Here is a 22,200-nt window from a genome sequence, read left to right on the forward strand (position 1 = left end):
GAGGGGGTCGGGGGGTGGTGCGAAGCCTAACACGTCCCCCGCAAAATCAATTCGCCTGAACCGGGTCCTTCGTCGCAACCGGCTCAGCTGCCGCCACCTGCGGCTTGGGGCCAGCGGCAAGCGCCTTGCTCACCACGGCCGTTTCCGGGCAGGCCTTGCCGCACAGGCCTTCCAGCCGGGTGAGCGTGGCCTTGGCCTTGTCGATGGCGCCCTTTTCGGCAAGCGCCGCACCCTCGCCCGCAATCGCGGCGAGATTGTTGGGCTCGCGGTCCAGCACGTCGCGGTAATAGTGGATCGCCTTGCCCTGAAGCCCCGCCTGGCGCGAGGCATCGCCCAGCGCGACCAGAATGCTGGCATTGGCCGGATCGATGGTCAGCGCGGATTCCAGGCTGTCGGTCGCGGCGTCGATGTCGCCCTTGGCCATGAGCGTGCGCCCTTCCTGAAACAGCACCTGCGCGCGCGGATCGAGAGGTTCGCTGGTGTGGGCCGAGCCCATGCTGCCGGTCACGGCCACAAGCAGGGACAGCGCAAGGGCCGCTGGCGTGTAACGCATCAAGAACTCCTTCAGCCGGGACTGCTCACCGCGGCGATAGACCACCCTCATGGCCGATGGGTCTATCACAGACGAACCAGCCGAGCGAAGAAAAACCCGTCCGTATCGTCATGATACGGAGACAAACGCCAGCCGCCACGATGCGCCCGCCCGGCCGGCATAGCCAGCTGTTCACACGTGAAATCGGGATGGCTGGCCAGGAACGCGTCCAGCCCATCGGCGCCCTCGGCATCGATCAGCGAGCAGGTGATGAACACCAGGCGCCCACCGGGCCGCACCAGCCCGGCCGCCACGTCGAGAACCTGGGCCTGCATCCGCTGATAGCGGGCGATCGCGGCCGGGCTCAGCCGCCAGCGCGCCTCAGGATTGCGGCGCCAGGTGCCCGTGCCCGAACAGGGCGCATCGACCAGAACCGCATCGGCCTGCCCGCGCCAATCGGCCAGCATCTCGGTCTCTTTGCCGGGGTTGAGCAGCCGCGTTTCGACCAGCGCGCCGGCGCGCTCGGCCCGGGGGGCCAGGCGTGACAGGCGCGGGCGATCGATATCGCACGCCAGCAACCGCCCGGTGTTGGCCATGGCGGCAGCCAGGGCCAGGGTCTTGCCCCCGGCTCCGGCGCAAAGGTCCACCACGTTTTCGCCGGGCCGCGCGCCCAGTGCCTCGCACGCAATCTGGCTGCCGGCGTCCTGCACTTCGAACAGCCCTTGGGCGAATTCGGGCCATGTTTCGGCCGGCGTACCCATTGGCAGGCGCAAGCCATGCGGCGCCACCACCGGCTCAGCCGCGACCGGCAGCCGCGCCCCCAGGCTATCGCGATCGATCTTCAGCGTATTGGTGCGCAGATCCAGCGGCGCGCGGCCCATCAACGCGGCCTGTTCCGCCTCACCCAGCCCTGACGCGGCCATGGCCTTGGCCAGCCAGCCCGGCATGGCGCCGGCCAGCGCCACGGGCTCGTCGGCGCGGATCGGCGCCGGGCCATAGGGCGAACCGTCAAAGCGTGCGGCCAGATCGGGATCATCCTGCGCCAGGCGCAGCACGGCGGCCCGCCCGCTTACCGGCACTTCGCCACAGGCGCGGATCGCGGCCCAGACCAGCTCGCGAATGGCACGGCGATCCTTTGATCCGACAAACCGCCGCTGGCGAAACCATTCCGCCGCCAGCCGATCGGCCGAAGCCCCCTGCCCGCGCGCGGCCGCGATCACGCCATCCAGAATGTCGATCGCGGCCTGGACCCGCGCGGCCGGCGTCACCGCGTGGGGTAGTTCGGCGCCTCACGCGTGATCGTCACGTCGTGGACGTGGCTTTCCTTGAGGCCCGCATTGGTGATGCGCACGAACTTGGCGTTCTTGCGCAGGTGCTCGATCGTGCCGCTACCGGTATAGCCCATGGCCGCCTTGATGCCGCCAACCAGCTGGTGCACCACGTCCTTGGCCGGGCCCTTGTACGGCACCTGGCCTTCGATGCCTTCGGGCACCAGCTTCATCGAATCCTTGATGTCCTGCTGGAAATAGCGATCGGCCGAACCGCGCGCCATGGCGCCAACCGAACCCATGCCGCGATAGGCCTTGTAGGCGCGGCCCTGGTAGATGAAGGTTTCGCCCGGCGCTTCCTCGGTGCCGGCCAGCATCGAACCGATCATGATCGAGCTGGCACCGGCGGCAAGCGCCTTGGCCGCATCGCCCGAGGTGCGCAGGCCGCCATCGCCGATCACCGGCACGCCAGACTTTTCCGCCTCGGCCGCGCATTCCATGATCGCGGTCAGCTGCGGTACGCCCACGCCGGCAACGATGCGGGTGGTGCAGATCGAGCCCGGCCCGATGCCCACCTTGATGCCATCGGCCCCGGCATCGATCAGCGCGCGGGTCGCCTCGGCCGTGGCAACGTTGCCGGCAATCACCTGCACGTCGTTCGACAGCTTCTTCACCGCTTCCACGGCACGGGCCACGTCGCGGTTGTGGCCATGGGCGGTGTCGATGATCACCACGTCGCATTCCGCTTCCACCAGGGCGGCGGTGCGGGCCATGCCCTTTTCACCCACGGTCGTGGCAGCCGCCACGCGCAGGCGGCCGGCGCTGTCCTTGGTGGCGTTGGGATAGGTCACCGACTTTTCGATGTCCTTCACGGTGATCAGGCCGATGCAGCGATAGGCATCGTCGACCACCAGCAGCTTTTCGATGCGACGGGCGTGCAGCAGGCGGCGGGCTTCGTCGCCGCTGGTGCCCAGCTTCACCGTAGCCAGGTTTTCGTGCGTCATCAACTCGCGCACCGGCTGCGCCAGATTGGCGGCAAAGCGCACGTCGCGGTTGGTGAGGATGCCGACTAGCCGGCCGCCGGCTTCCACCACCGGAATGCCGCTGATGCGGTTGGCGCTCATCAGCGCTTGGGCGTCGCCCAGCGTGGCATCCGGCGAAATGGTGATCGGGTTGACCACCATGCCGCTTTCATAGCGCTTCACTGCGCGCACGGCGGCGGCCTGTTCCTCGATCGTCAGGTTGCGGTGCAACACGCCGATCCCGCCAAGCTGGGCCATCACGATGGCCATGTCGGCCTCGGTCACGGTGTCCATGGCCGAAGACAGCACGGGGATGTTGAGAGCGATCGCCTTGGTCAGGCGGGTGCGGGTATCGGCCTGCGAAGGCAGAATGTCTGACTCGGCCGGACGCAACAGAACGTCGTCAAAGGTAAGGCCGAGGGGGATATCCATGTGCGCTGCCACTTCCTGTCCGGGTAGAATCGTGGCGGCCCATGTAATCAAGCCGGGAACAATTGGCTAGGGGGTTCGGGCGCTATTTGTCGGCCCTGGCGCGGGCGCCGTCGTCGGGGGTGTCACGCCCCCTGTGGCATAGCGGCGGGCATCGGCAAATTCGCGCACCAGCTCGGTGTTGATCTGCACGTCATCGGCCATGCCGGCATAGTTCACATGGTCCGGCGTATCGGCCGGCGTGTGATAGGCGCCGGTCATGAACCGGTCCAATCGGGCTTCGTCGGCATAGCTGGTGCTGACCATGATCGCGGGCACATCATGCTGCATCAGCACCCAGCTGTCCTGCCGGCGCACATAGGCATTGGCCGCCCGGCCATCGACCAGCTTGCGACGCGTCCGCGCCAGCACCCGCGCCACAGTATCATCCAGCGGGGTCATCCCCCGCCCCACGATCGCCACTTGTCCGCCCGCCGGCACCAGGCCGGTGCTGTCGACATTGAACGCCGCCACGATCCGCCCCAGCGGCAGCGGCGGATTTTCGGCAAAGGCCAGGGCGCCAAGCAGGCCCATTTCCTCGCCGGTGGTGGCCAGAACATAGATATCGCGATCGGGCATGCGCTGCGGCATGCCTGCCAAGATCTGCCGCGCCACTTCGGTGATCACCGCCACACCGCTGGCATTGTCCACCGCGCCCGGGCAGATCGCCCCGGCCGCCGTGCAGACCCCGAAATGGTCCCAATGCGCCACGAGCAGCACGGCGCCGGCAGCGGGATCGCGCCCGGGAATGCGGCCGATCAGGTTGTGCGTGCGCACGCGGGTTTCGGTGCTGGTCGCTTCCAGACTGGCCGTAGTACCGATCAGGCGCGGCGTGAAATCGGGCTTTTCTGCCTCGGCCTGGGCAGCGGACAGCGCCTGGCCGGGCGCCGCAGTGGTTCCGCCCAGCAGGCGATCGGCCATGTCGGGGGTGACAAACGCCTCGATCTCGTTGTCGAGCCGCTCTCCGGCCAGCATCGTGCCAGCCTTGCGCCGCCGCGCCGCCACATCATCAAGGGTGCGCGTGCCATCCAGCACCGTGATCACCGCCATGGCCCCGCCGTCCAGCAGGCGACCCACGGCCTCGCGCCCGGCCTCCACGTCGCCTTGGCGCTCGTCATGGTCACCACGCTTGCCGCCAGCGGCTGCCTTGCTTTCCAGCAAGAGCGCAACACGGCCGGCCAGTTCGGTGCGCGATGGCACCACCCCATGCCCGACAAACAGCACCGGCGCGCTTTCCACCAGGTTGCGCACGCCCGAGGTGACCACGAACACATCATGCTCGTCAGCCGCCAGGCGCCGCCGGCCACGCATGAAGGCCGCGCGAGACAGGACCGGCTCGCGCGCGACCAGTTCGACCGGCGCAAACCACGGGCTGCCCGGCAGGTTGGTGCCCGATTCCAGGCCCATTTCGAACCACTGCCGCACCAGGTAGCGCAAGGTCTGGGTTTCACCCTCGGTGCCGGGGCGGCGGCCGGCAAAGGCCGGGCTGGCCAGCGTCTCGACATGGGCACGCAGGCGCTGTTCGAGGGGCAGCGACAAGGGGGCGGTTGCGGCACGCGTAGCGCCCGCCGGCAGCAGGGCTGCCAGCGAGACCAGGGCCAGTGCCCTCAACAGCCTTGCGCCACGACTCATCTATGTCCCCAAACGCTTCAGCGCAGGCTCATTGCTGACAAAACCCGTCAAGACGCGCAAGTTCCCAAACTGTAAAGCACGGTGAATCGAGCCTGGGCGCGAAATTCCTGGCGCATGACGCGGAACATTGTCGCGCGCCACGGCTTGCCAATTACGCTATAGGCCGTGGCACGTACGGCACACAGACAACAGGCAAGCGATGCGGCTCGACGATTACGACAACAACATCGACGTGGAAGATCAGCGCGGCCGGGGCGGCGGCTTTTCTTTTGGCGGCGGCGGTGGCGGCGGTTTCCCGCTCGGCCTGATCCTTAGCCTGGTCGGCTCACGCTTTGGCATCCTCGGGGTGTTGGTCGTGGTTGGCGCGTCGCTACTGTTTGGCGGATTGCCCCGTCAGTTGGCCGGGCCAGTGGGCGAAACGCCATCGCAGCAGGTGGGCCAGCCCGGCGGGGAAACCCTCGCCCAGGCGTGTGACGTCAACGCGTTCAGCCACGAAAGCTGCAATGCGCTGTCCTCGCTCAACAAGACCTGGAAGCCTTTGCTGGCCAGCGAGAACATCGCGTTTCGCGCACCCAAGCTGGTGTTCTATTCCAGCCAGGGATCGTCGGGCTGCGGCGCGGCGCAAAGCGCCATGGGGCCGTTCTATTGCCCCAGTGACCAGGGCATCTACATCGACACCGATTTCTACACCGAGCTGGACAAGAAGCTGGGCGCAGGCGGTGATTTCGCCCGCGTCTATGTCATGGCCCACGAATATGGGCACCATATCCAAAAGCTGGGCGGCACGTCAGACAAGGTAACACAGGCGCAGCGCGCCAATCCCGATGCGGCCAACGCCCTGTCGGTGCGCCTCGAACTCCAGGCCGATTGCTACGCGGGGGTGTGGGCCGCGCAAAATCGTTCCCGGATCGAACCCGGCGATGTCGAGGAAGGCATGCGCGCCGCGCACCAGATCGGCGATGACACGCTGATGAAAGCCGCCGGCCGCACCCCGGTCGAGGCGGCGTTTACCCACGGGAGTTCAGAACAGCGCATGGCTTGGCTGCGCAAGGGCCTCGACAGCGGTAACCCTGCGCAGTGCAACACCTTTGCGCCGGGCGCAGTGTGATCGGCAGATCGTGTGGAACCTAGGCCGGTTTGCAGCGTAATGCGGGAAACCGGGGAGTTTTACCGATTATGTTCGCACACCGAAATGCCGCCCGCGCCGCCCTGCTCGGCGCGATGCTCCCGCTCGCGCTTGGCAGCCTCGCCGCCCACGCGCAGACTGCCGTGGCTCCCAAGGATGCCAAGGTCGGCGATGTCGTCGCTACGCCGCTCGAAACGGTGAACCTCAAGAAGGAGGATATCCCGCCGATCCTGCAACGCGCCCAAGACACGCCCTACACCCTGGCTGGCATCAAGGGATGCGCGGGGATCACCGCCGAAATCCGCCGGCTCGATGCCGTGCTCGGCGATGACATCGATATCGCCGATTACACCAAGGGCGGCCTCAAGGTGGGCAACACCGCCAAGTCGATCGTCGGCTCGCTGATCCCGTTCGGCGGCATCATCCGCGAAATCTCTGGCGCGAACGAAGCGCAGCGCCGCTGGCAGGTGGCCCTGTTCGCTGGCACGGCCCGCCGCTCGTTCCTCAAGGGCGTTGGCCAGTCGCGCGGCTGTCCCTATCCGGCGCGTGGCGCCACTTCGCGTGACGCCAGCGCCGTCGCGGCCAATCGCGCGCGCGAGGCCGCCGCTGCCGATGCGGCCAAGGAACAGGCCAAGCAGGAAAAGCGCAACCGCTGATCCTTCACCCTATCCCCGGCGCCCGCCCGCTGTCATGCGGTGCAGATGCCGGGGCAAGGTCGCTTAGACCAGTATGATATCCGCCAGGTGCAGATCGGGCGCGCCCATCAACACCCCGATGCGCACCGCCTTCTCCGGCCCGTTGCCGTCGACGTCGTAATAGAGGTTTCCGCTGGCCCGGTCATAGATCAGGCTTTGTTCGGCTGTGGTCGCACGCGTTCCATAGCCGAATTCGGCATCGGCAATGGCGCCAGGTGGCTGTGCATAGAAACCTGCGCCAAACGCATCGAGTGACAGGGCAATCTTGTCCTCGCCGCTCACAAAATCGCGGATCACCGTGCGCCCGACGGCCAGCGGGCTGGTGTCGAACACGAAGGTATCGTGCCCCGCCCCGCCGGTCAGGCTGTCTATGCCGCCGCCCCCACTCAACACGTTGTCGCCCTCGTTCCCCACGATCGTGTTGTTGGCGTTGTTGCCCGCACCATTGATGTTGCCCGCGCCGCTCACCAGCGTGAGCCGCTCCACGTTGGCATCGAGACGATAGCTGATGGTGGAGAAGACCTTGTCGATCCCGGCATCATCGCCGCGCTCCACCACCCTGTCGCCGGCGTCATCGACATAATAGACTTCATTGCCGGTGCCGCCCTCCATGCGGTCGGCTCCCGCCTGGCCAAACAGCGCGTCGTTGCCGGCGCCGCCGAACAGGTGGTCATCCCCCGCCCCGCCCTTCAAGCGATCATTGCCCGCGCCGCCTTCCAGGCGGTTGGCATCCTTGTTACCCAGGATCACGTCATCGAACTGCGTGCCGATAGCGTTTTCGATGCTTTTGATCTGGACCGTCCCCGCCCCGATCGTGTCGACCGGCTTGGTCGTCGCCAGCGTCAGGTAGATGCCCTGCTGCGCATCGGCAAAGCTGATCGTGTCGTTCCCCGCGCCGCCCGCAAACCTGTCGTTGCCGCCATGGCCGAGAAACAGATCGTCCTTTTCGGTGCCCACCAGTTTATCAGCCGCCGCTGTGCCTTCCACCGTTTGCCCGTGGTGATCGGTGTAGGTCTGCGAGTGCAAGGTGCCGTTGCCGTCGCGCCACAGCACGGCAAAACCACCATCGGCCAGCGCCAGCAGTTGCGCGGCATCCTGGGTTCCCGCCGTGGTTGTGTTGACGACCTGCTCCTGGCCGATTTCGCCGCCGGCATGATCATAGGTGCGCAACGCAATCTCGCTGGCGCCATTCGCGCCGCCCGCCGGGTTGGTGCTGGCCCAGGCGATCGCGAAGCCGCCATTCGCCAGGGCAACCACGTCGGTCGAGCCAACGAAGCGCGGACCATCCTCGCTGACGATCGTATCCGCCTGCACCACGGCACCGCTGCTGTCGAACACCTGCATATGCAGCGCCCCCAGCGACACGAAACCACCACTGGAATGGTTTTCGGCCCAAGTCATGGCAAAGCCACCCGTCGCAAGCGCGACTATCTGCACTTCCACCGCATTGCCATAGCGCGTCGGCAGCGCCAGCAGCGTCGCCGCCTTGATCTCGGTGCCGTCCACGGCATGGATCGCATAGGTGTAGCCGACGTTTCCGCTCGACACCCCATTGTCCAGCGCCAGCGTAAGCAGTGAACCATCGGCCAACTGCGTCACGCTGGGCGGCAAATCCCGATCCGAGGAGGAGGCCGTGAAGCGCGCAACGACGCTCATCGTTGCCAGGTCAACGATGTTGACCACCGCCCGCGCCGCACTCCCCCCGAAATCGACGTTGCTGACAACGGCCACTTTGCCCTGATCCGCGCCCGTCAACGCCAGCACCGAAGTGCCGGTGTAGGTGGCCGAGGGGGACGGCGTGGGAACCGTGATCGTCCCGCTGATCGTGCCATCGCGCGGATCGGTGTCCAACAGCGACAGCGTGACAGGGCTACCGGCGCCCTCGGCCTCCTTGACAGTGATCGCATTGCCGTCGGCGAGCGTGAAAACCTCATAGTCGCGCAGCGTGGCAGTTACCCCGCTGGCCACGCCATCGGCCGTGAACACGGAATAGATATAGTCACCCGAATTGGGATGCGCGGTGTCCTCGTTCATGACCAGGATGTTGCCGTTGGCCAGGAACGTCGCAAACGGGGTACGCCTTTGCGCCTGCGTCTGGTCCAGCGTTACTTCCGCTCCATCACGATAATAGGTCATGATATCTCCCATCTCCGCTCCGGCCAACGAGAGCGCGATGGTTCACAACCTATTGCAACGCATGGCTTCCCCCCATGGAAACAAGCCCCAGTTCGGATCAACGAAAAAGGCCGGGGTCTTGCCAACCCCGGCCTTTCCTTGGTCTCTTGCCGTCAGGCGCGGATCAATAGACGCGCGCCTTGGGCTTGATGTACTGCACATCGTCGGTGAGCGTGTATTCGTGCACCGGGCGGTAATCGAGCTTGATATCGCCGCTCTTGCCGCCCCAGCCGTCGAACCAGCCCACGGTATGCTTCATCCAGGTGGCATCGTCGCGGTTGGGGAAATCCTCGTGCGCATGGGCGCCGCGGCTTTCCTTGCGGTTGTGTGCCGAATGCATCGTCACCGAAGCCTGGCTGATCAGGTTGTCCAGCTCCAGCGTTTCCACCAGGTCCGAGTTCCAGATCAGCGAGCGGTCCGACACGCCGATATCTTGCATCGAGGCATAGATTTCGGCCAGCTTGTGCTTGCCTTCAGCCATCAGCTCGTCGGTGCGGAACACCGCCGCGTGCTGGCTCATCGCGCGCTGCATCTCGGTGCGGATCTTGGCCGTGGGCGAACCGCCCTTGGCATTGCGGAAGTGATCCAGGCGCGACAGTGCCAGGTCCGCGCTGTCCTTGGGCAGCGACTGATGCGCCGTACCCGGCTTGATCAGTTCCTTGAGGCGCAGGCCGGTGGCGCGGCCGAACACGACAAGGTCGATCAGCGAGTTGGAGCCCAGACGGTTGGCGCCGTGCACCGAAACGCAGGCCGCTTCGCCCACGGCGAACAGGCCCGGCACCACGGTTTCGGGATTGCCATCGGCGCCGATGGTCATCACTTCGCCGTGGTAGTTGGTGGGAATGCCACCCATGTTGTAGTGCACGGTCGGCACCACCGGCAGCGGCTGGCGCGTCAGGTCGACGCCGGCAAAGATCTTGCCGCTTTCGGTGATCCCGGGCAGGCGCTCGGCCAGCACCTTGGCATCAATGTGATCAAGGTGCAGGTAGATGTGGTCCTTGTGCGGGCCCACACCACGGCCTTCGCGGATTTCCAGCGCCATCGAACGCGACACCACGTCGCGGCTGGCGAGGTCCTTGGCCGAGGGGGCATAGCGTTCCATGAAACGCTCGCCTTCGGAGTTGGTGAGATAGCCACCTTCCCCGCGCGCGCCTTCGGTGATCAGCACGCCCGCACCATAGATGCCGGTGGGGTGGAACTGGACGAATTCCATGTCCTGCAGCGGCAGGCCCGCGCGCAGCACCATGCCGCCACCGTCGCCGGTGCAGGTGTGGGCCGACGTCGCGGTGAAATAGCAGCGGCCATAGCCGCCGGTGGCCAGCACCACGGCGTGGCCACGGAAGCGGTGGATCGAGCCATCGTCCATGCACAGCGCGATCACGCCACGGCATTCGCCGTTTTCCATGATCAGGTCGATGGCGAAGTATTCGATGAAGAAGTCAGCATCATACTTCAGGCTCTGCTGATAGAGCGCGTGAAGCATGGCGTGGCCGGTGCGGTCGGCGGCGGCGCAGGTGCGCTGCACCGGCGGGCCTTCGCCCATGTTCTGCATGTGGCCGCCGAACGGGCGCTGATAGATCGTGCCATCGGCGTTGCGGCTGAACGGCACGCCAGCATGCTCCAGCTCGTACACCGCAGCCGGGGCTTCACGCACCATGTATTCGATCGCGTCCTGGTCGCCCAGCCAGTCAGACCCCTTGACGGTGTCGTACATGTGCCAGGTCCAGTGATCGGGCGTGTTGTTCTGCAGCGAAGCCGCGATACCACCCTGCGCCGCCACGGTGTGCGAGCGGGTGGGGAACACCTTGGTGATGCACGCGGTGCGCAGACCGGCCTGGGCCGAACCCATCGTGGCGCGCAGGCCCGAACCGCCCGCGCCGACAACGACGGTGTCATAGGTATGATCGATGATCTTGTAGGCAGCAGACATGGCTTACGCGGCCCCCAGTGCGATGCGGATGATCGAGACGATGCCGAACACGGCAGCGGCGGCGGGCACGAAGTTGATCAGCATCCAGGATGCGACCTTGCCACCTTCTTCGTGGATGTAGTCTTCCAGCATGACCTGCACGCCCAGGCGCGCGTGGTACAGCGTGTTGAGCACCAGCAGCACCAGCATGGTGGCCGAAAGCGGCTTGGCCGCCCAGCCATGCACAGTGACATAATCGTGCGCCGGCAGCAGCGCCAGGCTGATGCCGAGGAAGGGGATGACGATCAGGTTGCCCACCGCGGTGAGGCGCTGGGCCAGCCAGTGGTGCGTGCCGGCGTGGCTGGAGCCCAGCCCGCGCACGCGACCGATCGAAGTTCCGTTACCCATGGTACCTCCGAGAAATCAGGTAAGGAGTGCCGGCGCTTAGCGCAGCAGCACGAAGCCCCAGAACAGAGCCGTAAGACCGACAGAAGCGATCATCGTGAAGACCGACCAACGGGCATTGACCGAAAGTTCGTAGCCCACGCCGATGTCGAGCACGAGGTGACGGATGCCGGTGGCGGCATGCTGGAAGAAAGCCCACGACAGGCCGACCAGCACGATCTTGCCGAGGATCGCGGTAATGGCGGAAAGGCCGCCATCGGCGCCGGTCCACACATAGGTCATGAACGTCGCATAGGCTTCAGGACCGCTGGCGATCGAACCCAGCCACCACAGCAGCAGCGACAGGCCGACAAAGGCCAGGCCATTGCCCGTAACACGGTGGAGGATCGAGACCAGCATGGCCGGACCCCAGCGCCAGATCTGGAGGTGCGGCGAAAGTGGCCGGTTGCTGTGCGCCAGCGCCATGGAACTTCCCCTTATTATCGCAAAGGCGACCGGGATGAGGTTTCCGGTCGGGACGAGTCGCTATTAGTCGAAAAGCCCCGGGGTGCAAGCCGCCGAAAGGGCCAAGCCGAATTCGTATGTTGTCATGCGGCAAGATGACGCGCAAACCACAGGCGATGCGCACCATTCCTATCTTCGCAGCCGCGCTCGCCGGGCTTGTTGCCATGGCCGCGCCAGCGCTTACCCGATCGCAGTCGCCGCACATTCCGGCGCGCCCCACCCTGGCCCAGGCCTGCCACAACCGCGATGGCTGGGCCGATCCCGCGCCGCCGCAACGCATCTTTGCCAATACCTGGTACGTCGGCACCTGCGGGATCAGCGCGGTTCTCGTCACCTCGCCGCAAGGGCATGTGCTGATCGATGCCGGCGTGGCGCAGGCCGCCGACAGCGTCGCGCGCAACATCGTTGCCGCCGGTTTTCGCCTGCATGACGTGCGCTGGATCGTCCTCAGCCACGAACACTCCGATCATGCCGGTGGCCTGGCTGCGCTCAAGCGGAGGACCGGCGCCCGCCTGGCGGCCATGCCCGCCGCCGCGCGCGTGCTCACCACCGGTCAGGTTCCGGCAGACGATCCCCAGTCCGCCTGGCTCAAGCCGTTCCCGGCCGTTGCCGTCGATCGCGTGCTGCATGATGGCGAAACGCTGGTGGCCGGGCCGCTGCGCCTTGTCGCCCATGCCACGCCAGGCCACGCCCCCGGCTCCACCAGTTGGACCTGGACAAGCTGCCAGGGCCGCGATTGCCGCACCATGGCCTATGTCGACAGCGTCACCGCGATGGCCGCGCCGGGTTGGCGCTTTGCCGATCATCCCGCCTATGTCGCGGCGTTTCGCGCCTCGCTCGATCGCATTGCCGCCCTGCCCTGCACCGTGCTGATCACGCCTCATCCCGGCGCCAGCGACCTGTTCGAGCGCCTCGCGCATGGGGCGCCCCGGCCGGTGCCGGGTGCCTGCCGCGCCTATGCCGCCAATGGCCGCGCCCGGCTTGACGAGACTCTTGCCAAGGAAGCCGCGCCGCCGCAAAGACCCGCGCCATGAGCTGGAAAATCACCATCCTTGCGCCGCGCCCCATCGTCCAGGCCGCGCTGATCGCCCACGAAGACGTGTTCGACTGGGCCGCCGACATCGTCATCGCCGGCAGCGAGATTGCCGAGGACAAGCCCGACGATTGGCAGCTGGAAGCCTGGCTGGCCGACGAACCGGGCGAAGACGAACGCGCCGCGATCGCCGCGCTGTTCGCCGATGGCGCGCCGCCGATGGTGATCGAACAACTGCCCGAGGAAGACTGGGTCACGCTCAGCCAGCACGGGGTGGAGCCGATCCACGAAGGGCCGTTCCACGTCCACACCCCCGAATATCCGGCAGTGGACACGCCCGGCATCCGCAATTTCCTGATCCCCACCAGCCAGGCCTTTGGCACCGGCCAACACGCCACCACCGCCGGGTGCCTGGCGATGCTGGCGCATATGAAGGCCAATGGCGCGGTGGTGCGCAACTTGGCCGATATCGGCACCGGCACCGGCCTGCTCGCCTTTGCCGGGCTGCATCTGTGGCCCGGCGCGCGCGCCATCGCCAGCGACATCGATGCCGTCTGCGGCCCGGTGGTCGCAACCAATGCCGATGCCAACGGCGTGCCGCTGGGCGATGGGCCTGGCAAGCTTGCCATGGTCATCGCGGCTGGCATGGATCACCCGCTGCTGCGCCTGTCGGCGCCCTATGACCTGCTGATTGCCAATATCCTGGCGGGTCCACTGATCGAACTGGCGCCGGAATTTGCCGCCGCGGTCAAGCCGGGCGGCCATATTCTCCTCGCTGGCTTGCTCGCCACGCAGGAAAAGGCCGTGCGCGCTGCCTACGCCCGCGCCGGCCTGCGCCTGGCCGCCCGCCAGGTGCGCGGCGACTGGTCGATCCTGTGGCTACGCCGCCGCGCCACCGCGCGCATCCATGCCAGCAAACCCGGTGCGCTGCCGGCGTGGTCGCAGAAATGGTAGGACAGCGCACGGCGTCCACCACCCCCAACCCCCTCCTCTAAAGAGAATGAGGCTATAAAATCAGCAGCTTATCCCCCTCTTCAGAGGAGGGGGTCGGGGGTAGTGCGAACCCAAGCGCAAACGCCTAAACCCGGCTGCCCACCATCGCCACGCCAAACGCCACGAAGATCGCGCCGGTCACCCGGTTGAACACCTTGCGCGGCGATGGCTTTTCCAGCCAGCGTGCCACCGAGCGGCCGCCCAGCGCATAGAGCAGGTACGAGGTCATCTCGATCACGCCAAAGGTTGCCACCATGACGGCAAACTGCGCCGCCTTGGGCCGGGCAGGATCGATGAACTGCGGCAGGAATGCCCCGGCAAACAGCAGCGCCTTGGGATTGCTGATACCGATCAGAAATCCCGTGCGAAACAGGCCGAGCGGCGATGGCAGAGCCACGGGCCCGTCGCCCACCATGTCCACCGGAGACTCCTTGGCGGTCCAGGATTTGTAGCCAAGATAGAGCAGATAGGCAGCGCCGACGATCTTGAGCGCGGTAAACACCTGCGGCATCGCCACCAGGACTGCCGACAGCCCCGCAGCCGAGAGGCTGAGCAACGTGAGCACGGCGAGGAAGCAGCCGCTCATCGCCAGCATCGCCCGGCCAAAGCCCAGTGTCACGCTGCGCGTCATCACGTGCAGCATGTTGGGGCCGGGCGAGATCGAGATGAAAAAGACGGTGACGACAAACAGCCACCAAGTGTGAAGGGCCATGATCGCCTATCCCGCTGCCTTGAAGATTTCCGCCCAGGCCGCTTCGTCGATGACCTCGATGCCCAGTTCGGCTGCCTTTTTCAGCTTGCTGCCCGCGCCCGGACCCGCAACGACCAGGTCGGTCTTGGGCGAAACGCTGCCAGCGGCCCGCGCGCCCAGCGCCTCGGCCTGGGCCTTGGCCTCGTCGCGGCTCATGGTTTCCAGCTTGCCGGTGAACACCACCGTCTTGCCCGCGACGGCGCTGGCCCGGGTTTCGACGATGAAATCGGGCGGGGTCACTTCACCCAGTAGATCGTCCCACACAGCGATGTTGTGCGGTTCGTGGAAGAAATCGCCCAGCGCTTCCACCACCACCGGGCCAACGCCGTCGATGCCCAGCAGATCGGCCTTGGCCTCTTCATCCCCGCCATGGGCGCGTTCAGCCACGGCGCGCAAGGCCGGCAGCGTGACGAAGCGCTTCAACAGGTCGCGCGCGGTGACCGCGCCAACGTGGCGAATGCCCAGCCCGAACAGCAGGCGCGCGGCATCGGGCTGGCGCTTGGCCTCGATCGCGGCGAGCAGATTGTCGACCGACTTGTCCTTCCAGCCTTCACGGCCGACGATGTCGTCACGCCGCTTGCGCAGGCGGAAGATATCGGCCGGGCTTTCGAGCCAGCCCAGCGCAAAGAACTCGGCGATAGTCTTTTCGCCCAGCCCCTCGATATCGAGCGCGGCGCGGCTGACAAAATGCTTGAGCCGCTCGGTCCGCTGCGCCGGGCACACCAGCCCGCCGGTGCAGCGTACGTCCACCTCGCCCTCTTCGGCCACCGCCTCGCTGCCGCATTCCGGGCAGTGATCAGGAAAGACATAGGCCGGGCGGTCTTCTTCACGCGTCAGGTTTTCAACCACTTGCGGGATGACATCGCCAGCCCGTTGCAAGACCACGCGATCGCCCACGCGCACACCCAGCCGGCCGATCTCATCACGGTTGTGAAGCGTGACGTTGGTGACGGTCACACCGCCCACCAGCACCGGGCGCAGGCGGCCCACTGGCGTCAGCTTGCCAGTACGGCCCACCTGGATATCGATCGCTTCTACCGTCGTTTCGGCGCGCTCGGCAGGAAACTTGTGCGCCATGCCCCAGCGCGGTGCCTTGGCAACAAAGCCCAACCGGCGCTGCCATTCCAGGCTATCGACCTTGTACACCACGCCATCGATATCATACGGCAAATCAGCGCGTTGCGCCTGAATTCTGCGATAATGCGCCAGCATCTGCGCGGTATCATCGCAACGCGTCAGCAGGGGAGACACTGGCACGCCCCAGGCCGCGATCTGCTGCATCATCGCCCACTGCGTTTCGGCCGGCACGGCGCTGGCCGCACCCCAGCCATGCGCCAGAAACCGCAAGGGCCGCGCGGCTGTCACGCTCGCGTCCTTCTGGCGCAGCGATCCGGCGGCAGCGTTGCGCGGGTTGGCAAAGACCTTGTCGCCCTTTTCCTCCTGCGCGGCATTGAGCGCGAGGAAATCGGCCTTGGCCATGTAGACCTCACCACGGATTTCGAACACAGCCGGCGGCTCAACACCGGAATCGCTGCGAAGTTCCTGCGGTATGTCCTTGATATAGGCTACATTGGCAGTCACATCCTCGCCCACCTGGCCATCGCCACGCGTGGCCGCGCGCACCAGCCGGCCTGCTTCATAGCGCAGCGAGCATGACAGGCCGTCGATCTTGTCTTCCGCCGTCATCACCACCGCCGCATCGGCCGGCAGCGCCAGGAAGCGGCGCACGCGCGCGACGAATTCCTCGACCTCCTCGTCGGTGAAGGCATTGTCGAGGCTCATCATGCGAACCTCGTGCGTCACCTTGCGCAGGGGAGAAGCAGAAACCTCGTGACCCACCGCGCGCGAGGGGCTGTCAGCGCGGATCAGATGCGGAAACGCCGTTTCCAGTTCGGCATTGCGCCGCACCAGGGCATCATACTCGGCATCGGAAATTTCCGGGGCGTCTTCGGCGTGATAGCGCCGGTTGTGATAGGCGATCTGGCGCGCCAGCCGCATCAGCTCGTTCGCGGCGGCTGCCTCGCCCATTGCTGCCGGATCGATGCCTGCCGGATCACTCATTATACGCCACTTTCACCAAACAATTGCGCCAGTCACCGGCGCGATACGCCATCACGGCAATTCGTAAAGCGCTATCGCCAGTCCGGGCAAGGCATAGCTGTGGAGGAACCGCCTGCCCACCCGGGCAAAAGGGTTCAAGCCTGTTCGAGCAGGCGGCTGGCCTGCGCGCGCGCCTCGGCGGTCACCTCCGCGCCAGACAGCATCCGCGCGATTTCCTCCTGGCGGCCGGCCGCGTCCAGCTTGCTCACCGAGGTGCGCGTGACTGTGCCCTCGCTCGACTTGGCGATCAGATAGTGGGCGTCACCCCGCGCCGCCACTTGCGGGCTGTGCGTCACGGCCAGCAACTGCCCACCGTGCGCCAGGCGCGCCAGGCGCTCGCCAATGGCACTGGCCACAGCGCCGCCTACGCCGCGATCGATCTCGTCGAAGATCACGGTCGCTGCCCCGCCCTGTTCGGCCAGCGCCACCTTCAGCGCCAGGATAAAGCGCGACAATTCACCGCCCGAAGCGATCTTGCCCAGCGGCGCAAAATCGCTGCCGGGGTTGGTGGAGATGAGGAACTCCACCGCGTCCATGCCCTGGCCGCTCCAGCGGTCTTCGGGCAGGCGCACCACGGCGGTGTGAAAGCGTGCCGCATCGAGCCGCAGCGGCGCCAGTTCGGCGGCCACCGCCTTGTCCAGCTTGCGCGCCGCTTCGGCCCGCTGCACCGAAAGCGCCTCCGCCTTGGCGCGATAGTCCAGGCCCGCGTCCATCGCCACGCGCGCCAGGCCGGCGATCTGCGCCTCGCCACCCTCGATCGATTGCAACGCGGCCTGCAATGCCTCGCGCCGGGCGGGCAGGTCGTCCACCGTGCAGCCGTGCTTGCGCGCGGCGGCACGCAGATCGAACAGCCGCGTTTCGATCCGGTCGAGCAGCGCGGGATCGTGCGCCAGGGCCTCGGCCGCAGCCGAGAGCTTGTCTTCCGCCTCGCCCGCCTCGATCACTGCGCGGTCCAGTGCTTCCAGCGCCTCGGCCAAGAGCGGATGCTCTGCGGCGATGCGGTCGAGCCGCCGCGCCGCGCCGCGCAACTGCACCAGGGGCGCGTCCGATCCGCTCCACAGGTGCTGCAATTCGTTGAGATCGCCCGAAAGCCGCTCCCCCTTCTGCATCTCGGCACGCTGCAGGGCGAGTTCTTCCTCCTCGCCCGCCACCGGCTTCAACGCGTCAAGTTCGGCCAGGTGCGCCTCGATCAGGTCCTGCTCGGCCGCCGCGCTCGCCACACGCGCGCGCGCCTGCGCCAGTGCCTGTTCGGCCGCGCGCCAGCTATCCCATGCGCGCGCCACCTCGGCGGCATCGGCGCGGGCATAGCGATCGAGCAATGCCCGGTGACCGCGTGCATTGACCAGCCCGCGATCGTCGTGCTGCCCATGCAGTTCCACCAGAAACCGCGCCAGTTCGCGCAGCAGCGCCACGCCCACCGGCTGGTCATTGATATAGGCACGGCTGCCGCCATCGGCGCGCAACCGGCGGCGGACCAGCAGCGGCTCGCCCGGTTCCCAATCGATCGCCGCTTCGGTCAGGATCGCTTCCACGCCATCGGGCCGCCGCGCGAATTCGAATGTGGCGGTCACGCTCGCCACGTCTTCTCCGGCACGAACCAGGCCGCTGTCGGCGCGGTCCCCCAGCACCAGGCCCAGCGAATCCAGCAGGATCGATTTGCCCGCACCGGTTTCGCCGGTCAGAACGCCCAAACCGCCCGGAAACACGAGGTCCAGCGCCTCGATCAGGACGACATTGCGGATGGAAAGCCCGGTCAGCATCGCTTTCCTTCCTAGCGGGTTGCACGTCCGGCGTCACCCTCCATTTGTTCCCCTCTTGTTTCACAACCATGACACGGTGTCGCCAGCGCGCAATGTGACGGTGCCATGAGATTCGCAAGACAACGGCAGCATATGAAGGGACTGGGTCATGGACCGCCCAAGCGACCGCAACTTTGCCCCCGTCAGCGAATGGCTCAAGGGCGCGCCCGATTGGCTCGACTTGCCCGAACCGCGCGGCTTTCGCCCCAAGCGGCGGGTACGCACGGTGTGGATTTCCGACCTTCATCTCGGCACGCGCGGCTGCAATGCCGACATGCTGCTCGATTTCCTCGCCTCGATCGAATGCGAGACGCTCTACCTGGTGGGTGACATCGTCGATGGCTGGCGCCTGTCGCGCGGGTGGTATTGGCCCGATGCGCACAACGAAGTGGTCCGCCGCGTGCTGAAGATGGCGCATCGCGGCACCCGCGTGGTGCTGATTGCCGGCAACCACGACGAGATGCTCCGCCCCTATGCCGGGATGACCTTTGGCGGCGTGGAACTGGCGCTCGACACCATTCACCGCACCGCCGATGGGCGGCGCCTGCTGATCACCCATGGCGACGGGTTCGATGGCGTGGTGCTCTATGCCCGCTGGCTCGCGTTCCTGGGCGATGCCGCCTATGCCGTGCTGCTGCGCGCCAATCGCTGGGTCAACCTGGTGCGGCGCCAGTTCAAGCTGCCCTATTGGTCGCTCTCGGCCTATATGAAAAAGCGCGTGAAGAACGCGGTGCAGTTCATCTGCGACTTTGAAGAAGCCGTGGCCCACGCCGCGCGCGACATGGGCGTGGACGGGGTCGTGTGTGGCCACATCCACTGCGCCGAAATCCGCCAGATCGGCGATGTCACCTATTACAACGATGGCGACTGGGTGGAAAGCTGCACCGCCCTGGTCGAGGATTTCACCGGCGCGATGAGCATCGTCGACTGGGTAGAGGAACAGCGCAAGCAGGCGCCCTTCACGCCCGCCGCCGTGCCCGGCCTGCCCAGCCCGGCCGAAACGGAATCCGCCTGATGCGCATTGCCCTGGCCACCGATGCCTGGACGCCGCAAGTCAACGGCGTGGTGCGTACGCTGACCACCACGGTTGCGCACCTGCGCGCGCGGGGCCACGTGGTGGAACTGCTCACCCCCCAGCAGTTCCGCACGTGTGCCCTGCCCGGCTATGGCGAGATCCGCCTGGCCATGGCGCCGCGCTTTGGCACGCGGCGCACCCTGCGCGATTTTGCGCCCGATATCGTGCATATCGCCACCGAAGGGCCGATCGGCTGGGCCGCGCGCAGCTGGTGCAAATCGGTAGGCGTGCCGTTTACCAGCGCGTTTCACACGCGCTTTCCCGATTACGCCGCGATGCGCACGGGATTGAGCCCCGATGTGTTCTGGCCGGTGATGCGCCGCTTTCACGCGCAAAGCGCGGCGGTGCTAGTGTCTACCACCAGCCTGGCGCGCGAACTGGCCGGGCACGGCATCGTGCAGACCCGGCTGTGGTCGCGCGGGATCGATGCCGGGCTGTTCCATCCTGGCCACGCACCGCTGCCCCAGCTTGCCGCGCTGCCCAGACCGGTGCTGCTTTATGTCGGCCGCGTGGCCGTGGAAAAGAACCTGGGCGCCTTCCTCGATTGCGCGGTGCCCGGCAGCAAGGTGGTGGTGGGCGACGGACCAGACCTGGCCATGCTCAAAAGCCGCTACCCCCAGGCGCATTTCACCGGCGCGCTTTCGGGCACAGCGCTGGCCCAGGCCTATCGCGCCGCCGATTGCTTCGTCTTTCCCAGCCGTACCGACACGTTTGGCCTGGTGATGATCGAGGCGATGGCCTGCGGCGTACCGGTGGCCGCCTTCCCGGTGGCCGGCCCGCGCGACGTGATCGGCGTGGATGGCCGCGGCGCGCAGGGCAACCTGCCCCACCCGGTGGGCGCCTGCCACGAAGACCTCGCCACCGCGATTGCCCAGGCACTGGCCTGCCGCCGCGCCGATGCCGCTGCCTATGGCGCCAGCTATTCCTGGGAAGCGGCCACCGACCAGTTCGAAACCGCGCTGGCCAGCGCCGTGGAGCGGATCGCCTGCGCCGCCTGAGGTACGATCATCGCCAAGTGCGACTTGCCCGATGATGCACTGCAACCAATCCCGCGCTGGGGCATTTGCCGGGAAGCTTTCTCCCATCGGAGCTTCCCATGTCGCAGCGCACCCTGATTCAGATGTTCCATTGGTACCTGCCCGAAGGCGCGCTGTGGGACGATACCGCCCGCGCCGCGCCGGGCCTGGCCGAGATGGGCGTCACCGACGTGTGGCTGCCGCCCGCCTACAAGGGCGCCAGCGGCACCAGTTCGGTAGGCTACGATACCTACGACCTGTTCGATCTGGGCGAGTTTGACCAGAAGGGCACCGTGCCCACCAAATACGGCACCCGCGCCGCGCTCGAGGCGGCCTGCGCCGCCCTGCGCGAGCATGGCCTGCGCGTGATCCACGATGTGGTGTTCGATCACAAGATGGGAGCCGACGAAACCGAACGCGTCAGCGTGCGTCGCACCAATCCCGACGATCGCACGCAGATCGAGGACGAGGCCTTCGACGCCACCACCCACACCCGCTTCACCTTTCCCGGTCGCGCCGGCGCGCACTCGCGCTTCATATGGGATCACAAGTGCTTCAGCGGAGTGGACCGCATCGAAGACCCGCAGGAAGACGGCGTGTTTCGCCTCGTCAACCAGTATGGCGATGGCGAATGGAACGAAGAGGTGGACGAGGAACTCGGCAACTTCGATTTCCTGATGGGTGCCGATGTCGAATTCCGCAATCGCGCGGTCTATGAGGAGCTCAAGTTTTGGGGGCGCTGGCTGGCAGACCAGGTGGCGGTCGATGGTTTTCGCCTGGATGCGGCCAAGCACATTCCCGCATGGTTCTTCCGCGATTGGGTGGGCCATTGCCGCGAGGCGATCAGCCCCGATCTGTTCGTGGTGGCCGAATACTGGCAACCCGATCTGGCCGCGCTGCACACCTATCTCGATCGCGTCGACCACCAGTTGCCACTGTTCGATGCCGCGCTCGTCCACCATTTCTCCGACGCATCGCACGCTGGCGCCGATTACGATCTGCGTACGATCTTTGACGGCACGCTGGTGCAAAGCCTGCCCGAACACGCCGTTACCCTGGTTGCCAACCACGATACCCAGCCGCTTCAGGCGCTCGAGGCGCCGGTGGAAGACTGGTTCAAGCCGCTGGCCTATGCCCTGATCCTGCTGCGCGAAGGCGGCGTGCCCTGCCTGTTCCACCCCGATCTCTATGGCGCCAGCTATGCCGATACCGGCGGCGACGGGGAGAACTACGACATTACCCTTGCCCCGGTTGCCTGCCTTGCCCGGTTGACCCAGGCGCGCCAGCGCTTCGCCCATGGAGCCCAGACCGACCTGTTCGACAGCCCCACCTGCATCGGCTTCATCCGCCATGGCACCGCCGATGCCCCGGGCTGCGTGGTGATCCTCAGCAATGGCGAACCCGCCACGCTCACCGCGCAGCTTGGCCCCGATCACGCCGGCGCCACGTTCGTCGATTGGCTGGGCCACGCCCAGGGCGAATGCGTGGCGGATGACCAGGGGGCGCTGGCCGTGCGGTGCGAGGGCGGTAGTGTCAGCGTATGGGTGCGCCAGGACGCTGCCTGAACCATAAATTTACACGCTATTACAACGATTTACGATCATTACAGAGATTTCATCGCCCGTGGCGTGAACCAACCGCCACTTCGGTCGTTACCCCTGGCATTATTGCTGGATTGTAACAACGGGAAGGACACA

General features: G+C 66.3%; 18 protein-coding genes. 7 read left to right on the forward strand and 11 right to left on the reverse strand.

Features of this window, described 5'->3' with window-relative positions; genetic code table 11:
* Window positions 1–46 precede the first annotated feature (46 nt).
* The 4 genes from FHW97_RS07870 to FHW97_RS07885 form a co-directional block, all read right to left on the reverse strand.
* Window positions 47–553 carry a tetratricopeptide repeat protein gene (locus FHW97_RS07870; RefSeq protein WP_107716256.1) on the reverse strand — a complete coding sequence of 169 codons (507 nt, stop codon included), beginning with the start codon at window positions 551–553 and terminating at the stop codon, window positions 47–49.
* A gap of 65 nt (window positions 554–618) precedes the next feature.
* Window positions 619–1,800 carry an RsmB/NOP family class I SAM-dependent RNA methyltransferase gene (locus FHW97_RS07875; protein ID WP_171798548.1) on the reverse strand — a complete coding sequence of 394 codons (1,182 nt, stop codon included), beginning with the start codon at window positions 1,798–1,800 and terminating at the stop codon, window positions 619–621.
* Entirely contained in the window at window positions 1,797–3,254 is a 1,458-nt protein-coding gene (gene guaB / locus FHW97_RS07880) for an IMP dehydrogenase (RefSeq protein ID WP_028657618.1), read from the reverse strand. Before guaB ends, FHW97_RS07875 begins: the two co-directional genes overlap by 4 nt.
* A gap of 66 nt (window positions 3,255–3,320) precedes the next feature.
* A complete protein-coding gene (locus FHW97_RS07885; protein WP_253941643.1) occupies window positions 3,321–4,901 on the reverse strand; it encodes a M28 family metallopeptidase in 1,581 nt (526 codons plus the stop codon).
* Window positions 4,902–5,121: 220 nt separating this feature from the next.
* On the opposite strand from FHW97_RS07885, the gene FHW97_RS07890 reads away from it, so the two are divergent.
* Entirely contained in the window at window positions 5,122–6,030 is a 909-nt protein-coding gene (locus tag FHW97_RS07890) for a neutral zinc metallopeptidase (protein ID WP_171798550.1), read from the forward strand.
* Window positions 6,031–6,098: 68 nt separating this feature from the next.
* A complete protein-coding gene (locus FHW97_RS07895; protein WP_171798551.1) occupies window positions 6,099–6,704 on the forward strand; it encodes a hypothetical protein in 606 nt (201 codons plus the stop codon).
* 63 nt (window positions 6,705–6,767) lie between these two features.
* Here FHW97_RS07895 and FHW97_RS07900 read toward each other — a convergent pair whose 3' ends face one another.
* From FHW97_RS07900 to sdhC, 4 genes are all read right to left on the reverse strand, one after another.
* Complete coding sequence (locus FHW97_RS07900; protein WP_171798552.1) at window positions 6,768–8,879, reverse strand: calcium-binding protein; 2,112 nt, start codon at window positions 8,877–8,879, stop codon at window positions 6,768–6,770.
* A gap of 163 nt (window positions 8,880–9,042) precedes the next feature.
* Entirely contained in the window at window positions 9,043–10,848 is a 1,806-nt protein-coding gene (gene sdhA, locus FHW97_RS07905; RefSeq protein ID WP_054131060.1) for a succinate dehydrogenase flavoprotein subunit, read from the reverse strand.
* Between the two features lie 3 nt (window positions 10,849–10,851).
* Window positions 10,852–11,235, reverse strand: a complete 384-nt coding sequence (gene sdhD / locus FHW97_RS07910; protein WP_022675380.1) for a succinate dehydrogenase, hydrophobic membrane anchor protein — start codon at window positions 11,233–11,235, stop codon at window positions 10,852–10,854.
* Between the two features lie 36 nt (window positions 11,236–11,271).
* Complete coding sequence (gene sdhC, locus FHW97_RS07915) at window positions 11,272–11,697, reverse strand: succinate dehydrogenase, cytochrome b556 subunit (RefSeq protein WP_022675379.1); 426 nt, start codon at window positions 11,695–11,697, stop codon at window positions 11,272–11,274.
* A gap of 134 nt (window positions 11,698–11,831) precedes the next feature.
* Between sdhC and bla the strand changes: the two genes are divergently transcribed.
* Both bla and FHW97_RS07925 read left to right on the forward strand, forming a co-directional pair.
* Window positions 11,832–12,770, forward strand: a complete 939-nt coding sequence (gene bla / locus FHW97_RS07920; protein ID WP_253941644.1) for a subclass B3 metallo-beta-lactamase — start codon at window positions 11,832–11,834, stop codon at window positions 12,768–12,770.
* Complete coding sequence (locus tag FHW97_RS07925; RefSeq protein ID WP_171798553.1) at window positions 12,767–13,723, forward strand: 50S ribosomal protein L11 methyltransferase; 957 nt, start codon at window positions 12,767–12,769, stop codon at window positions 13,721–13,723. The genes bla and FHW97_RS07925 overlap by 4 nt, the downstream gene beginning before the upstream one ends.
* A 124-nt stretch (window positions 13,724–13,847) precedes the next feature.
* Here FHW97_RS07925 and FHW97_RS07930 read toward each other — a convergent pair whose 3' ends face one another.
* The 3 genes from FHW97_RS07930 to recN all read right to left on the reverse strand — a co-directional run bounded on the left by FHW97_RS07930 (window position 13,848) and on the right by recN (window position 18,373).
* The gene (locus tag FHW97_RS07930) at window positions 13,848–14,474 is read right to left on the reverse strand and encodes a LysE family translocator (RefSeq protein ID WP_171796092.1); all 627 of its coding nucleotides are present in this window, start codon (window positions 14,472–14,474) and stop codon (window positions 13,848–13,850) included.
* 6 nt (window positions 14,475–14,480) lie between these two features.
* Entirely contained in the window at window positions 14,481–16,574 is a 2,094-nt protein-coding gene (ligA, locus tag FHW97_RS07935) for an NAD-dependent DNA ligase LigA (protein ID WP_171798554.1), read from the reverse strand.
* A gap of 134 nt (window positions 16,575–16,708) precedes the next feature.
* Window positions 16,709–18,373, reverse strand: coding sequence for a DNA repair protein RecN (gene recN, locus FHW97_RS07940; RefSeq protein ID WP_171798555.1), 1,665 nt, complete (start codon window positions 18,371–18,373; stop codon window positions 16,709–16,711).
* Between the two features lie 148 nt (window positions 18,374–18,521).
* Here recN and FHW97_RS07945 point away from each other — a divergent pair, with 148 nt between their 5' ends.
* The 3 genes from FHW97_RS07945 (at window position 18,522) to amyA (ending at window position 22,068) form a co-directional block, all read left to right on the forward strand.
* The gene (locus FHW97_RS07945; protein WP_253941645.1) at window positions 18,522–19,427 is read left to right on the forward strand and encodes a UDP-2,3-diacylglucosamine diphosphatase; all 906 of its coding nucleotides are present in this window, start codon (window positions 18,522–18,524) and stop codon (window positions 19,425–19,427) included.
* Window positions 19,427–20,485 carry a glycosyltransferase family 1 protein gene (locus FHW97_RS07950; RefSeq protein ID WP_171798556.1) on the forward strand — a complete coding sequence of 353 codons (1,059 nt, stop codon included), beginning with the start codon at window positions 19,427–19,429 and terminating at the stop codon, window positions 20,483–20,485. Before FHW97_RS07945 ends, FHW97_RS07950 begins: the two co-directional genes overlap by 1 nt.
* A 98-nt stretch (window positions 20,486–20,583) precedes the next feature.
* Window positions 20,584–22,068: an alpha-amylase gene (gene amyA, locus FHW97_RS07955; RefSeq protein ID WP_171798557.1), complete on the forward strand. Its 1,485-nt coding sequence runs from the start codon at window positions 20,584–20,586 to the stop codon at window positions 22,066–22,068.
* Window positions 22,069–22,200: the final 132 nt, after the last annotated feature.

The sequence above is a fragment of the Novosphingobium sp. SG754 genome, assembly GCF_013149315.1.
GTDB lineage: Bacteria > Pseudomonadota > Alphaproteobacteria > Sphingomonadales > Sphingomonadaceae > Novosphingobium > Novosphingobium capsulatum.

Excerpts from the sequence above, each read along its gene's own strand:
- FHW97_RS07870 (WP_107716256.1), bottom strand. The coding sequence starts at position 553 with ATGCGTTACACGCCAGCGGCCCTTGCGCTGTCCCTGCTTGTGGCCGTG.
- guaB (WP_028657618.1), bottom strand. The coding sequence starts at position 3,254 with ATGGATATCCCCCTCGGCCTTACCTTTGACGACGTTCTGTTGCGTCCG.
- FHW97_RS07890 (WP_171798550.1), top strand. The coding sequence starts at position 5,122 with ATGCGGCTCGACGATTACGACAACAACATCGACGTGGAAGATCAGCGC.
- FHW97_RS07895 (WP_171798551.1), top strand. The coding sequence starts at position 6,099 with ATGTTCGCACACCGAAATGCCGCCCGCGCCGCCCTGCTCGGCGCGATG.
- FHW97_RS07900 (WP_171798552.1), bottom strand. The coding sequence starts at position 8,879 with ATGACCTATTATCGTGATGGAGCGGAAGTAACGCTGGACCAGACGCAG.
- sdhA (WP_054131060.1), bottom strand. The coding sequence starts at position 10,848 with ATGTCTGCTGCCTACAAGATCATCGATCATACCTATGACACCGTCGTT.
- sdhD (WP_022675380.1), bottom strand. The coding sequence starts at position 11,235 with ATGGGTAACGGAACTTCGATCGGTCGCGTGCGCGGGCTGGGCTCCAGC.
- sdhC (WP_022675379.1), bottom strand. The coding sequence starts at position 11,697 with ATGGCGCTGGCGCACAGCAACCGGCCACTTTCGCCGCACCTCCAGATC.
- bla (WP_253941644.1), top strand. The coding sequence starts at position 11,832 with ATGACGCGCAAACCACAGGCGATGCGCACCATTCCTATCTTCGCAGCC.
- FHW97_RS07925 (WP_171798553.1), top strand. The coding sequence starts at position 12,767 with ATGAGCTGGAAAATCACCATCCTTGCGCCGCGCCCCATCGTCCAGGCC.
- FHW97_RS07930 (WP_171796092.1), bottom strand. The coding sequence starts at position 14,474 with ATGGCCCTTCACACTTGGTGGCTGTTTGTCGTCACCGTCTTTTTCATC.
- ligA (WP_171798554.1), bottom strand. The coding sequence starts at position 16,574 with ATGAGTGATCCGGCAGGCATCGATCCGGCAGCAATGGGCGAGGCAGCC.
- recN (WP_171798555.1), bottom strand. The coding sequence starts at position 18,373 with ATGCTGACCGGGCTTTCCATCCGCAATGTCGTCCTGATCGAGGCGCTG.
- FHW97_RS07945 (WP_253941645.1), top strand. The coding sequence starts at position 18,522 with ATGGACCGCCCAAGCGACCGCAACTTTGCCCCCGTCAGCGAATGGCTC.
- FHW97_RS07950 (WP_171798556.1), top strand. The coding sequence starts at position 19,427 with ATGCGCATTGCCCTGGCCACCGATGCCTGGACGCCGCAAGTCAACGGC.
- amyA (WP_171798557.1), top strand. The coding sequence starts at position 20,584 with ATGTCGCAGCGCACCCTGATTCAGATGTTCCATTGGTACCTGCCCGAA.